At 43.9% G+C, this 11,959-nt stretch carries 13 protein-coding genes and 1 other annotated feature; of the genes, 5 read left to right on the forward strand and 8 right to left on the reverse strand.

Features of this window, described 5'->3' with window-relative positions; all coding sequences use genetic code 11:
- Positions 1-248 precede the first annotated feature (248 nt).
- Positions 249-470, forward strand: coding sequence for a DeoR family transcriptional regulator (locus DCC82_RS14745; RefSeq protein WP_015864852.1), 222 nt, complete (start codon positions 249-251; stop codon positions 468-470).
- A 180-nt stretch (positions 471-650) separates the two neighbouring features.
- On the opposite strand, the gene DCC82_RS14750 is transcribed toward DCC82_RS14745, so the two are convergent.
- The gene (locus DCC82_RS14750) at positions 651-1,373 is read right to left on the reverse strand and encodes a pseudouridine synthase (protein ID WP_062755030.1); all 723 of its coding nucleotides are present in this window, start codon (positions 1,371-1,373) and stop codon (positions 651-653) included.
- 111 nt (positions 1,374-1,484) lie between these two features.
- Here DCC82_RS14750 and DCC82_RS14755 point away from each other — a divergent pair, with 111 nt between their 5' ends.
- A complete protein-coding gene (locus tag DCC82_RS14755; protein WP_108430402.1) occupies positions 1,485-1,697 on the forward strand; it encodes a hypothetical protein in 213 nt (70 codons plus the stop codon).
- Positions 1,698-1,717: 20 nt separating this feature from the next.
- Here the strand turns inward: DCC82_RS14755 and DCC82_RS14760 are convergent, their stop codons facing one another.
- Positions 1,718-3,346, reverse strand: coding sequence for a putative polysaccharide biosynthesis protein (locus DCC82_RS14760; protein ID WP_097354880.1), 1,629 nt, complete (start codon positions 3,344-3,346; stop codon positions 1,718-1,720).
- A 124-nt stretch (positions 3,347-3,470) separates the two neighbouring features.
- Between DCC82_RS14760 and DCC82_RS14765 the strand changes: the two genes are divergently transcribed.
- Positions 3,471-4,745 carry a BaiN/RdsA family NAD(P)/FAD-dependent oxidoreductase gene (locus DCC82_RS14765; protein ID WP_108430403.1) on the forward strand — a complete coding sequence of 425 codons (1,275 nt, stop codon included), beginning with the start codon at positions 3,471-3,473 and terminating at the stop codon, positions 4,743-4,745.
- Positions 4,746-4,754: 9 nt separating this feature from the next.
- Here the strand turns inward: DCC82_RS14765 and DCC82_RS14770 are convergent, their stop codons facing one another.
- The 6 genes from DCC82_RS14770 to DCC82_RS14795 form a co-directional block, all read right to left on the reverse strand.
- Positions 4,755-4,934: a sporulation protein Cse60 gene (locus DCC82_RS14770; RefSeq protein ID WP_015864857.1), complete on the reverse strand. Its 180-nt coding sequence runs from the start codon at positions 4,932-4,934 to the stop codon at positions 4,755-4,757.
- 254 nt (positions 4,935-5,188) lie between these two features.
- A complete protein-coding gene (locus DCC82_RS14775; RefSeq protein WP_097354882.1) occupies positions 5,189-5,506 on the reverse strand; it encodes a rhodanese-like domain-containing protein in 318 nt (105 codons plus the stop codon).
- A 53-nt stretch (positions 5,507-5,559) separates the two neighbouring features.
- Positions 5,560-7,977 (reverse strand): leucine--tRNA ligase, encoded by a 2,418-nt coding sequence (gene leuS / locus DCC82_RS14780; protein ID WP_108430404.1) that lies wholly within the window; start codon positions 7,975-7,977, stop codon positions 5,560-5,562.
- Positions 7,978-8,049: 72 nt separating this feature from the next.
- Positions 8,050-8,282, reverse strand: a binding site (T-box leader).
- A 222-nt stretch (positions 8,283-8,504) separates the two neighbouring features.
- Positions 8,505-9,698, reverse strand: coding sequence for an MDR family MFS transporter (locus DCC82_RS14785; RefSeq protein WP_108430405.1), 1,194 nt, complete (start codon positions 9,696-9,698; stop codon positions 8,505-8,507).
- A 102-nt stretch (positions 9,699-9,800) separates the two neighbouring features.
- Complete coding sequence (locus tag DCC82_RS14790) at positions 9,801-9,968, reverse strand: hypothetical protein (protein ID WP_015864861.1); 168 nt, start codon at positions 9,966-9,968, stop codon at positions 9,801-9,803.
- Between the two features lie 15 nt (positions 9,969-9,983).
- On the reverse strand, positions 9,984-10,247 hold the full coding sequence (locus tag DCC82_RS14795; RefSeq protein WP_015864862.1) for a YtzC family protein: 264 nt from the start codon (positions 10,245-10,247) through the stop codon (positions 9,984-9,986).
- A gap of 159 nt (positions 10,248-10,406) precedes the next feature.
- Between DCC82_RS14795 and mnmL the strand changes: the two genes are divergently transcribed.
- Both mnmL and mnmM read left to right on the forward strand, forming a co-directional pair.
- Positions 10,407-11,369, forward strand: a complete 963-nt coding sequence (gene mnmL / locus DCC82_RS14800) for a tRNA modification radical SAM protein MnmL/YtqA (RefSeq protein ID WP_097354885.1) — start codon at positions 10,407-10,409, stop codon at positions 11,367-11,369.
- Entirely contained in the window at positions 11,366-11,941 is a 576-nt protein-coding gene (gene mnmM / locus DCC82_RS14805) for a tRNA 5-(aminomethyl)-2-thiouridylate-methyltransferase MnmM (protein WP_015864864.1), read from the forward strand. The genes mnmL and mnmM overlap by 4 nt, the downstream gene beginning before the upstream one ends.
- Positions 11,942-11,959: the final 18 nt, after the last annotated feature.

Here is an 11,959-nt window from a genome sequence, read left to right on the forward strand (position 1 = left end):
TCTATCGAAAATCAAAAAAGAAGGGAGAAACAAAAAAGAAGCCATTCATCCCCCACCTGTAGAGGTGGGGGACTTCTGGCTAATTTATGTTAAAAAATATTGAAATATTTTGTTAATGTCGGTAAATAGGTAGCATTTTTCATCTATTTTCGTGTAAAATGATAGTAAATCACAGCAAGATATAATCTCTCATCTCAGAAGCAGCGATGTTGTGCCATGCGAATTATGCAATGATAGGGAGTGGTTTTTTGAAACCTTCAACACATCGTATGCTAACACGAATTAAATCCGTATACATGTACATTAGTGAGAAAGGAACCGTAACGACACAAGAGCTTGTTGATGAGTTTGGCACCACCCCAAGAACGATTCAGCGTGATTTAAACGTGTTAGCGTATAACGACCTAGTTCGCAGCCCTAGCAAAGGCAAATGGACGACAACCAATAAGAAGGTACGAATATCTTCTTAATGGGTGCGAAGAAGAGAGAGAAAGGTGAGAGGTTATAGCGAGATAAGAATAAGCCTCAACATGCCAAAAAAGAATACGTATTAGTTTGCATATAAAAGGAACCTAAGTGCGGTTCCTTTTTTTTCAGCTTTAATCCCAGAGAAGTCTCTCCTCCTCTAAACGGAGTGAAGGGAGGAAGGTTCATGGGCGAAATTGTTTTAACATCTCCACTTCCTCATCCGTCAATTCTCGATATTCACCAAGATCTAGCGACGGATCAAGCACAAGAGGCCCCATTTGAATCCGTTTTAAGTAAATGACCCGTTTACCTATCGCCCGGAACATTCGCTTCACTTGGTGAAACTTTCCTTCTGTGATCGTTACCTCCACATCCGAACGAAGTCCCGATTTTAAAACCACCAGTTCCGCTGGCTTTGTTTCGTAACCATCATCCAACACCACCCCGTGGCGGAATGCCGCCACATCTTCCTCTGTCACTTCTCCCTCAATAACGGCAAAATACGTTTTCGGCACATGCTTTTTCGGGGAAAGCAGCTGATGAGCTAATTGCCCATCGTTCGTCAACAATAAAAGCCCCTCTGTATCTTTATCCAGACGCCCAACTGGGAATGGCGAAAACACGCGATCTTCCTCTTCTAGCAGGTCAACAACCGTTTCTTCCACCACATCTTCCGTCGCCGAAACGACTCCCGGCGGTTTGTTCATCATTAAATAAATAAATTCTTTATACTCCACTTCTTTTCCCCGCACTGTCACGACCTGCTCCGTCGGGTTGACTTGTGTTTTCGGATCTTTGACCACAACCCCGTCAATTTTGACGACTCCTGATTTCAGCAATTTTTTTACTTCTTTTCTTGTCCCGTACCCCATGTTGGCGAGCATTTTATCAATACGCAATCCCAATGTTTTCACCACCTTTTAAAAAATTTGCTTCAATTAGGCGTTTGTCTAGTCCGCATTCTTCCTATTTCCATACACTATGAAAGAAAAAAGAAGAAAGGAGATTTGCCCATAATGAATTATTATTATCTTCCAGTGACAGATGATTATCATCAACAACCTACTCAACCTTTTGGCCCAGGCTTCCCAGGAGGTTTCGGAAACATTCAACAGCAACTGAATCGGATCGAACGGACGTTACAGCGTCATGAAGATCGTCTCAATCGCCTTAACCGCCGTTTGCAACGCGTCGAGCGCCGACTTGGGCTTCCTTTTGAACAATTTTAATCTTTTAGAAAAGAAGGCGGCTAAGAGACCGCCTTCTTTTCCTTTCTGCGCTGCAAAAACGCAAATCGATTTCCAAACAGCGAGGCAAGCAGCCCAGACCGTTCGCTGAAAAAGAAATACACCCCAGCGCCGATAAGCGCACTAATCGCAACAATCACGATCGATTCCACTCTTCCGCCATGATAATGCAGCATTGATTTCAAAAGCAGCTGCACAATCGCAACAAATCCTGACATAAGCGCCGTTAATATTCCAATAAAAATCGTGCGGCGCATGACAAACTGATATTGGTAGTTGGTGTATTTTTTAATAATCCATAAATTAAATACAACCGAAACAAAATAACCAGACATCGTCGCAAGTATCGCGCCAATCGTCGCCAATTTTGTGATAAGAAACGTATTGAGTAACAGTTTCACAAAAAGTCCCATCGTTAAGCTGACGACCGAAAAACGTTGTTGATTAATGCCTTGCAGCATCGCCGCTGTCACGGAAAACAATGCGAACAAAATGGCGGTTGGCGCATACCAGCGCAACACTTGCTCTCCAAGCGGATCATAGCTATAAAACGCGGCATAAACTGGTTCTGCAAGAAGTGCCATGCCGACAACGGCAGGCAATGTTAAAAACATGACGACTTGAAACGTTTGGTTTAAATATTTTCGCAATGATTTCCGGTCTTTTTCTACATACGCCTTTGTAATCGTTGGAATCAGCGTCAAACTAAACGATGTCGCGAGCGTTACCGGAATAATGACAAGTTTCTGCGCCCATATATTAAAAATAGAATAAGCATGCTCAGAAATTTTCCCAAGTCCTATGTTCGCCATCGCATGGTTAAAGGTAAACTGATCAATTAACTGGTAAAGCGGCATCGCCAGCCCAACAAAAACGAACGGCGCTGCATACAGAAACAATTCTTTGTACATTTCTTTCAAGGAAAGCGTGACTTGTCCACGATCTCTCCCTAATAAATCATCCAGATACTTCTTTCGTTTCCACCAATACCAAATAAGAATAGCGAGCCCACCGAGTGCGCCGACAAATGCAGCAAACGTTGCCACACTGACTGCCGTAACGAGAGAACCTTCAAATACGCGCAACACAACGTAACAACCGATTAACAAAAAGGTGATGCGGACGATTTGTTCAACTACTTGTGATAGCGCTGTCGGCCCCATCGATTCATGGCCTTGGAAAAAACCGCGGATTAAGCTCATGACAGGAACGATAATAAGCGCAAAACTTACCGCGCGAATAACAGTTACGACGTCATCAGTAGAATTGACGTTCGCACGTTCATCAATCACAAACGGAGCAATCCATGGGGCAATGGTATATAAAACAACACAAGAAACGATGCCGGTAACGATCATTAATCGTAATCCCGATCGAAATAGCACATAACCGACACGATACTCTTCTAAAGCGTTATATTTGGACACAAACTTGGAAACCGCCAGTGGCAGTCCTGCTGTAGCAAGGCTGAGAAAAATTTGGTACGGCACATATCCATATCCGTAAAGCGCACCGCCTTCTTCCCCTACAAGATGATAAAAAGGAATGACATAAATTAAACCGAGAATCCGGGAAATCATAACACCAGCTGTCAGAATAAACGTCCCGCGCAATAATTTTGAGGTAGACATACCATCCCTTCCCTAATTTGATCACATTGAAAATAATAACTATGTTATTTTATCATATTTTTGGTCAGGTCGAGAAAATTTCCCCCGCTCCATTATAATCTAGAAGGAAAGGATAGTGAAGAAGATGACATATGAAGTTGTTGTTATCGGGGGAGGGCCATCGGGATTAATGGCGGCAATTGGCGCTGCGGAACAGGGCGCAAAAGTGCTTCTTATTGAAAAAGGGAACAAGCTCGGGCGGAAGCTTGCCATTTCCGGCGGTGGGCGATGCAATGTAACAAACCGCCTTCCAGTGGAGGAAATTATTAAACATATTCCAGGAAATGGACGGTTTTTATACAGCGCTTTTTCTGAATTTAATAATGAAGATATTATCCGCTTTTTCGAACGGTTAGGCGTACAGTTAAAAGAAGAGGATCATGGCCGCATGTTTCCGGTGACCGATAACGCGCAATCTGTTGTACAAGCGTTAGTAAACGAATTAAAACGGCTGCATGTAGACATTCGGCTCAACACACCGGTTGCCGATGTCGAATACGAGCATGGAAAAACGATCGGCGTAACGCTAAAAACAGGCGAATTTATTGGCGCAAAAGCAGTTGTTGTCGCCGTTGGCGGCAAATCGGTTCCGCAAACAGGCTCTACCGGCGATGGCTATGCTTGGGCGGAAAAGGCAGGACATACGATCACCGAACTATTTCCAACCGAGGTTCCGATTACATCAAACGAACCGTTTATTCAAGAGCGGACACTGCAAGGATTGTCGTTGCGCGATGTCGCTTTAAGCGTCCTGAAACCAAACGGAAAACCGATCATTACCCATCGAATGGACATGCTGTTTACCCATTTCGGCATTTCCGGTCCCGCCGCTCTTCGCTGCAGCCAATTTGTCGTCAAAGCGTTAAAAAAGTATGGAACGAATTCCGTCATGATGAGCATTGATGCACTTCCCGACCAAAATAAAGAAGAACTGTTTCAGCAGCTTGCTAACGCGTGCAAAGCGGAACCGAAGAAGGCGGTAAAAAATGTCATGAAAGGCTTGCTTCCAGAGCGGTATATATTATTTTTGCTAGAACAATGCAATATCGATCCGCAAACACCGGCTGGAATGCTCTCACACGAAAAAATTCAAACGTTCGTTCATCATTGTAAACAATTTACGTTTCACGTCCACGGCACGTTGCCGTTAGAAAAAGCATTCGTCACCGGCGGAGGTGTTTCCGTCAAAGAAATTCACCCGAAAAAAATGGCTTCGAAATTGATGGAGGGACTTTATTTTTGCGGAGAAATTTTAGATATTCATGGTTATACAGGAGGATATAACATCACAGCAGCCCTTGTCACTGGAAGGCTTGCCGGAGTGAACGCAGCCAACCACGCAATCTCTTTACGGACCTAACGGATGGCGTTAGGTCCGATAAATAACCATTGCTGAAAAGCAATAAATTTGCTCTCCTTCGGATTCCATCATCGCAACATTATATTTCACATCAATCAGCTGCCCTTCTTTTAGTCCTGCCAAAAACGCATTCACCGCGCGTTCTAAATCTTTTTCATGCTCTTCATCAAATAATTTTACTTTATACATTTTTTTATTTCCCTTCCTCCCCCATTATGGTTTCCCCTCATTTACTCATTCCATTTACAAAGAGAAATTCCTTCACTTTCCTAAAAATAGAATATCAGCGAAAGAACTCTCCCTAACCTTTCATACATTCTGCCGCATTAAGATTTGTTATATCGTTATATTTCACGTAAACAATTAAAGAAAAAAGCGTTCAGCTATTTCCAGACCAAATAGCCAAACGCTTTTTTTATATCTTCACAAATAATCAATGACCTTTAATATTTTTTCGGAACGGTATCCCCTTCCCATGCCAGCATCCCATCCACCATATTGCGGACATGGTAGCCTAGCTCCTGCAAATAGAGGCAAACCATTTCGCTGCGCCGGCCGGAACGGCAGACGAAAATATACTCTTCCTCTTTATTGAATTCATCGAGCCGGCTTGGAATTTCCCCCATTTTGATATGTTTGGCGCCAGGGATCATGCCAAGCGCCACTTCCTCATCTTCGCGCACATCGACTAAATTTAGCTTTTCACCGCGTTCGAGTTTTTCTTTTACTTCTGCCGCGGTAATTTCTTTAATTTCTTCCATCCTCGAATCTCCCTTCAATCATTTGCCCCTCGTAAAAAGAGGGGCATTTTTTATTAGTTTGCCACGATATTGATTAATTTTCCTGGTACGGTAATCACTTTACGCACCGTTTTTCCTGCAATATGCTCTTTAATTTTCTCATCTTCCATCGCAAGCTGTTCGAGCTTCTCTTTCGATATATCCGCAGGCACCCGTAATTTAGCTCGCACTTTTCCATTTACTTGAACAACAATTTCAACTTCCTCTTCGACTAATTTTGACTCATCATATGTTGGCCATGGTTCGTACGCGATCGTATTGTTATGACCGAGTTTTTCCCATAACTCTTCCCCGATATGCGGGCAAACTGGCGATAATAGCTTCACAAATCCTTCCATATAGGCTTTTGGCAGTTGCGGCGCTTTATATGCTTCATTAATAAACACCATCAGTTGCGAAATCGCTGTATTAAAGCGAAGCGCTTCATAATCTTCCGTTACTTTTTTTACCGTTTGATGATATACGCGCTCAAGTGTATCTGTTTCTGGGTTGTCAACAATTTTCGGATTCAAATTGCCATTTTCATCGACAAACAAGCGCCAAACGCGGTCTAAGAAACGGCGCGCCCCGTCTAACCCTTTTGTCGACCATGCGATCGATGCTTCAAGCGGCCCCATGAACATTTCATATAAGCGCAGCGTATCGGCGCCATGGCTTTCGATAATATCGTCCGGGTTGACGACATTTCCTCTTGATTTACTCATTTTTTCATTGTTTTCCCCAAGAATCATTCCTTGGTTAAATAGTTTCTGGAACGGCTCTTTTGTCGGTACAACGCCAATATCGTATAAAAATTTATGCCAGAAACGTGCGTACAATAAGTGGAGTACAGCATGTTCCGCCCCGCCGATGTAAACATCAACCGGAAGCCATTTTTTCAATTTTTCCGGATCGGCAAGCTGTTTATCGTTATGCGGATCAATATAGCGCAAATAATACCAGCAGCTTCCTGCCCATTGCGGCATCGTATTCGTTTCACGGCGCCCTTTTTTGCCGGTTTTCGGATCGACGACATTCACCCATTCTTCGATGTTCGCAAGCGGTGATTCTCCTGTACCCGATGGTTTAATTTTATCTGTTTTTGGAAGCTTTAACGGGAGCTCTTCTTCCGGCACCGGTGTCATTGTACCGTCTTCCCAGTGGATGATCGGAATCGGTTCGCCCCAGTAGCGCTGACGGCTGAACAGCCAGTCGCGGAGGCGGTATGTAACTTTCTTTTGCCCTTTTCCATTGGCTTCTAGCCATTCAATCATTTTCTTGATCGCTTCTTCTTTGTTGAGACCGTTTAAGAAATCGGAGTTAATATGTTCTCCGTCGCCCGTATACGCTTCTTTCGCAATATCGCCGCCGGCGACCACTTCTTTGATTGGCAAATTAAATTTTTTCGCAAATTCATAGTCGCGCTCATCGTGTGCTGGCACGGCCATAATCGCGCCCGTACCGTAGCTCATTAACACATAATCAGCAATCCAAATTGGCAGCTTCTCGCCAGTGACCGGATGAATCGCGTATGCACCGGTGAATACTCCTGTTTTTTCTTTCGCCAAATCCGTACGCTCAAGGTCGCTTTTGCTTTTAATTGTATCTAAATATGCCTCTACTGCCGCTTTTTGTTCCGGAGTTGTAATTTTTTCGACAAGAGGATGTTCAGGTGCTAACACGGTATATGTTGCGCCAAATAGCGTATCTGGGCGAGTTGTAAAGACAGTGAACGTTTCATCACGGCCATCGACTTCAAAACGAATTTCTGCACCTTCTGAGCGCCCAATCCAGTTTCGCTGCATTTCTTTAACGCTTTCCGGCCAATCTAACTCTTCTAAGTCTTCCAAAAGGCGATCCGCATACGCTGTAATGCGAAGCAGCCACTGTTTCATCGGTTTACGGATGACTGGATGGCCGCCGCGTTCGCTTTTACCATCAATCACTTCTTCATTTGCCAGTACCGTTCCCAGCGCCGGGCACCAGTTGACCGGGACTTCATCCATATAAGCTAATCCTTTTTCATATAGCTTTAAGAAAATCCATTGCGTCCATTTATAGTAACTCGGATCGGTCGTATTAATTTCCCGGTCCCAATCGTACGAAAATCCTAATGATTTAATTTGGCGGCGGAATGTATTAATGTTTTTCTCCGTAAATTCCGCAGGGTCATTTCCTGTATCAAGGGCGTATTGCTCCGCAGGCAGCCCGAAAGCGTCCCACCCCATCGGGTGAAGCACATTATATCCTTGCATTCGTTTCATCCGTGCTAAAATATCCGTCGCTGTGTAGCCTTCCGGGTGTCCGACGTGAAGCCCAGCTCCCGAAGGATACGGGAACATATCTAGCACATAAAATTTCGGTTTGTCATCGTCATCGACCGTTTTAAACGTTTTATTTTTTTCCCAGTATTCTTGCCATTTTTTTTCGATTTCCCGATGATTAAAGCTCATTGTCTTTCCTCCTATTCTTTTTTCATATCCATCATTGTTAACGAAAATACGTATGAAAAAACCCCCCATCCCAAAAGGGACGAGAGGTGAAAATTCCCGCGGTACCACCCTTCTTAGCATGCATCGGCGCATGCTCACTCAATATCGTTAACGCAGATTCACGGCGAACATTACGAGGCAACCACACAGCCGCTCATGTTCGCAACTCCAAGGCGAGTTCGTGAACAAACTTCGGTTGACTCGCACCAGCCGTCAACTCTCTGCAGTCCGTTTTGTTCACTACTACTCCTTTTCACCGTTATTTACCGATATTGTTCGTGTATAATATTTTAAAAAATTTGTCGTTTTATTGCAAGTGGGGAAAGTAGAGATTACATGCTATATATGCCGTTAATATCCACACATGGCTTGTTTTATTCATCTATTTTATGCCACATTTCCCGCGGATTCAGTTCATATATGCCGTTTTCGATGAGGATTGTCAACCTCCATATTTTTTCAGATAAAAAATGAAGCAGAGAACATGTCTACCCTACTGTAACCGTTTGTTTCCCCTTGTTTTGCTTCTTTGGCAAGTTCCGGTCATAGAAGAACGTCGTGACAAGCGAAAGTGCGGAAAAGAAAACAAGCGCGGCAAACAGTGGTTTCATGCCAGCGTAATCAGCGATCAACCCGCCAAGCACCGGACCGACCATCCGCCCTGCGGTAGCCGTGCTGTTGACAAATCCTTGGTAAAACCCTTCTTTCCCTGCAGGAGCGAGCTCGCTTGCCACCGTTGGAATCGCCGGCCAGACGATCATCTCCGCCATCGTCAAGACGACCATCGCAACGGCAAATTCCACGAATGAATCTGCTTCTAGCAATAAAGCAAACGAAACGACAAAAATCGCAAACCCGACCAGCATTTGCTTCTTGATATAAGGCATCCATCGCCGGATCACGACAGACAAGAGCGGCTGCACCAATACAATCAGCGCGCCGTTGATTGTCCAAAGGAGACTATATTGCCGCAGCGGAATATGAAGTGTCTGCGTATAAGCAGCAATCGTCGTCGGCCATTGCACATAGCTGATCCAGCATAAAAAATAACCGATACAAAGCGTCACGAGCGCATACCAATTGGCCCGCGCCTCTCCTTTCACTGCTTCCGCCTCCTTTGATTTTGCCGCTTTGACAGCGCGGACATGACGCAATCCAAACACGATAAGCAAGCAAAAGACGGCGTATAGCAATAAATTGGCAAGGAAAATAAGCGTAAACGAATACGATGCGACTACACCGCCAAGCGCCGAACCAACTGCCACGCCAATATTTTGCGCGACATAAAGCCCGTTAAATGCCCGTCTTCCGCCCTCTGGCCAAATTGCTCCCGCATACGCAGCCGCTACTGGAAATACAATCCCGCTTCCCATCCCGATGATCGTTAAAAAGATGGCATAATGCGGCCAGCCATGAAAGAAAACAAGGCCAACAAGCGCGGACATCGTCGCGACAATTCCGATCATCATCGACTTAAAACCGCCAATTTTATCAAACAATAGCCCTCCGGCTAAGTTTCCAACCACGCTTGCTCCAGAATTGAGCATGAGCACCATTCCAGCGACAGAGAGTGATTTGCCAAGCTGCTCATGAACGTAAATCGTATTCATCGGCCATAAAAAAGAAGCCCCTGTCACGTTGATGGCCATGCCGATCATTAATATCCAAAGCGCACGGGGCATATGTAAATCCTCCTTCAATATTTCGAGTGACAAAATAATTGTATGGATTTTGCTGAAAAAAGGCAATAAAAAAGCAGCTTGCCGACTATTCGACAAGCTTTCTCACCCTTCGACGTGCTGCTTTGATTTTTGCGGCTGCCCGCCTGTTTGTTCATATGCTTTTTTCGCTTGTTTCACTGGATCAAAATCTTTTCCAAGTTCGATATCATTGTTGTTAAGGCCATTTCTCGTTTTTTGTTCAGGATTGTTCTGTTTAGAACGTTTTTTCACAGCGCCCACCCTTCCTTAATGATTAAGCAAAATCATTTCGTTTTGCAATTGCTGAAGCTGCAAACGCATTCGATGCAGCTGCTCGCGCTGTTGCGCGTTACAGCTAAGTGCTAAATGCGCCAAATCATTGATTGCGTTCTCTAGCATTTGCTGTGCTTGTGTATATTCAAGGTCATTATAATGTTCTTGCTTTTGCGCCTCTGTATATTGCTCTTTTGCATAGCGAATGACATCTTCGCAATGCTGCAAAAATTCATCGACCGATTGCCGCGTTGCCATTATGTTCCCTCCAAGCGTATAATCGTTTGTTTCATCTTTTAATGTGCACATTTCATTTTGCGAATATCACGTTAATGATTGGCAATCATCGATTTTTCCCGCTAATCATGTTACAATGCTGAAATGATGTTATTTTAAATAAGGAGGCGGCTGTTTGTTTTGAAACAGTTCAACCCATTTCCATATACAAACGATCATAAACGTTACCATACATGGAATTATCATTTACGACAAACGTTTGGCTATAAAGTATTTAAAGTCGCTCTTGATGGCGGTTTTGATTGTCCGAATCGCGATGGGACAGTCGCTTATGGCGGATGTACGTTTTGCAGCGCGGCAGGTTCTGGCGACTTCGCGGGCAATCGTGCTGATGACCTTGTTACCCAATTTAATAAAATTAAAGAAAAAATGCATAAAAAATGGAAGGATGGAAAATATTTAGCTTATTTCCAAGCGTTTACGAATACACACGCTCCTGTAGATGTATTGCGGGAAAAATACGAAACCGTCCTTAACTTAGACGGAGTTGTAGGATTGTCCATTGCGACTCGCCCGGATTGTCTCCCTGATGATGTGGTCGAATATTTGGCCGAATTGAACGAGCGCACTTATTTATGGGTCGAACTGGGCTTGCAAACCGTCCATGAACGGACAGCCATGCTTATTAACCGTGCACATGATTTTGAATGCTTTGTAAAAGGAGTTGAAAAACTTCGCAAACATGGCATTCGCGTTTGTGCTCATATTATTAACGGGCTTCCGCTTGAAGATTATGATATGATGATGGAAACAGCAAAAACAGTGGCAAGCATGGACATTCAAGGAATTAAAATTCACTTGCTTCATTTGTTAAAAGGAACACCGATGGTAAAGCAATATGAAAAAGGGCTAGTCAAATTTTTGTCATTTGAAGAATACGTGAACCTTGTCTGTGATCAGTTAGAAATTTTACCTCCAGAAATGATTGTGCACCGAATTACAGGGGACGGTCCAATCGACTTAATGATCGGTCCAATGTGGAGCGTCAATAAATGGGAAGTATTAAACGCAATTGATGCGGAACTTGAACGCCGCGACAGCTATCAAGGGAAATATTACAAAAAAGAAGTGATGAAACAATGAAATTGGCCAAAATCCTTCCTTTTACCCGAACATTGATGGATCTTGCGGTGAATGAAGGGGATATCGTTGTCGATGCCACGGTCGGAAACGGGCATGACACGCTTTATTTAGCCCAGCGCGTTGGAGAATCTGGACACGTATTTGGGTTTGACATTCAAAAAGAGGCGATTGCGAAAACATCGGCCCGCCTTCAAGAACACAATATGTTAAACCGAGTAACGTTATTTCAAGCAAGCCACGATCAACTGATCGAAAAAATTCCCTCTATTTATCATGGCCGCATCACCGGAGCAATGTTTAATCTCGGCTACTTGCCGGGCGGCGATAAACGAATTGTAACAAAACCTGATTCAACGATCCGCGCCATTGAGCAATTGATGCAAATTATGGCGAAAGAAGGGATCATCGTTCTCGTTGTTTATCATGGCCATCCGGAAGGCATCATCGAACGTGACGAGCTTCTTAACTACGTGAAGACGATAGACCAAAAGCGAGCCCACGTATTAAAATATGAATTCATCAACCAAATAAACAATCCCCCTTTTATTATCGCGATCGAAAAACGATCATGAGGCTGCCCTTCTAATCAG

Source organism: Geobacillus sp. LYN3, assembly GCF_003064505.1.
Lineage (GTDB): Bacteria > Bacillota > Bacilli > Bacillales > Anoxybacillaceae > Parageobacillus_B > Parageobacillus_B toebii.